The sequence below is a fragment of the Stenotrophomonas sp. GW821-FHT02D01 genome (assembly GCF_059421765.1).
Genome location: NZ_JBWKVP010000022.1, coordinates 1 through 1,203, shown reverse-complemented (window position 1 = coordinate 1,203; position 1,203 = coordinate 1). Strand labels below are relative to the sequence as shown.

Annotated in this window: 1 protein-coding gene and 1 pseudogene; both read right to left on the bottom strand. The window is 59.7% G+C overall.

The features are described from left to right. A pseudogene (locus tag AC07UW_RS20770) lies at positions 1-181 on the bottom strand (TrbL/VirB6 family protein); the annotation flags it as partial. Between the two features lie 175 nt (positions 182-356). After that, positions 357-839, bottom strand: coding sequence for a DUF4189 domain-containing protein (locus AC07UW_RS20765; protein WP_495212774.1), 483 nt, complete (start codon positions 837-839; stop codon positions 357-359). Between the last annotated feature and the right edge of the window lie 364 nt (positions 840-1,203).

Sequence of the window (1,203 nt, the reverse complement as noted above, 5' to 3'; positions counted from 1 at the left end):
CACCGGCAGTGACTGCAGGACCGCCCGTGCCCAGGCCGATAAACCACATCGCACGCGTCTTCGCGCTGTCCAGGGTGGCGTCGCCGGCCACGTCCAGCACGCTCACCGACGTCAGCGCCAACTGCATGTAGCTCAGGTTGCGGTCGAACAGCTCTTCCGCCGTGTCATCCTTGCCGGTCACCACATCAGGCCATCTCTTCTTGAGCGTCCTCGGCGAGGGCAACCTCCAGATTCTCGGTCGAGTGGCCAGCTCAACCAACGTCAAACGATGGCATTTCGACTAGAGATCCTCGTTACTTCCGAACGAGTGGATATTCACTCGCAAGGGCCAGACCTACACCGCAACTAAAGATCGGCTAGTACTTTTTAAAGATCTGCTCCGTGCAGTTCTCGTGGATCACAGTGCATGCCCCTGGCTGATCGTTCTGGCAGATTCCCTGCGCCATTTCCCCCGCACGCTCGAGCGTTGGGCCGGTACCAATTCCAGACCTGCCATTCCCTGTGCGGCCGCTGGGCACTACCCAAGACATACATTGATTAAAGTAGGTAACGCTTACCTTGCAGTCTCGTGCTCCGCTATCTGCACACTTTGCCATGGCATCGCGCTCAGCAGCCTTCTTCGAAAGCTGGCCGGTTGAAACACCGGCGTCTGACGTAGTCGGGGATACAGCGACGCCGCCCCAGGTTCTTATCCATTCACCCAAAGGTCTCGGGGGCGGCGACGGGCTCTGCTGCGAAACTCCGCCCCCTGCACCTGGAATCGGGGCGCAGCCTTGCACACCCTGGCCCCCGATAGGATACGAGCCGGGGGGGACAGCCGCCTTCCGCGTAGGCGACATGTGCCCCCAGAAAAGCGAATCCAAGAGTGCAAAGGCGTATGGACCGCAAACTAATCATAAGAAACCCTCTTCAAATCTCGAGCGGCACGATCAATCAAGAGCCATTGGGTACAGCATTACCTCTTTGGCCAGGAGAGGCGGGCGTAACATCGTTGATCTTTGGCATGGCAACCTGCCCGGTAGCACTATCGGCCCTGTTCACCGAATGCTGCGGAGGCATGTACGCACCACCGCCACCACCCTGCGAACCCGGCGGCTGACCCTGCGGGCCAGGCGAAGCCGACCCAGCACTACCGCCTATCTGCGAATATGCCATGAAGCTGCCCAATGTTCCCTGGAAGAACATTGCCGCCATTGGGGGCGC

Coding starts and splice junctions, on each gene's coding strand:
- AC07UW_RS20765 (WP_495212774.1), bottom strand. CDS start 839: ATGTCGCCTACGCGGAAGGCGGCTGTCCCCCCCGGCTCGTATCCTATC.